Origin of the sequence: Fulvivirga sp. M361, assembly GCF_007097395.1 — a bacterium.
Classification (GTDB): Bacteria; Bacteroidota; Bacteroidia; order Cytophagales; family Cyclobacteriaceae; genus Fulvivirga.
In genome coordinates this window covers 1-249 of sequence record NZ_VKDC01000141.1, presented here as the reverse complement: position 1 = coordinate 249, position 249 = coordinate 1, and the positions used below count along the sequence as shown (strand labels likewise).

Below are 249 nucleotides of genomic sequence, written 5' to 3'. Positions count from 1 at the left end.
TCTCCGTAAGCCCCTTCAATTGCTCCACCTTCTCTGCCAGGTAGTTTAACTCCTCTTTAGAAATACTATACTCATCCATTTTGTAGCGAGCGTCGACATAGGCCCGGCGGAGTAGCTCAAAAAGTCGTTTTTCTTCATCGGTGGAGTGAGGGAATACCGCAAAGCGAGGGTCACAGTTTTTCACCCGCAGGTCCAGCCGCTCCAGGTCATGCTCTTTGGGGCGGTAATCTGTATATACCAACAAGATGG

The 249-nt window shown here is 49.8% G+C and carries 1 protein-coding gene; it reads right to left on the bottom strand.

Annotated features, from left to right (window positions below):
* Window positions 1-249 (bottom strand): HEPN domain-containing protein (locus FNH22_RS31880; protein ID WP_185154544.1); only part of this gene is annotated, 249 nt, incomplete at both ends.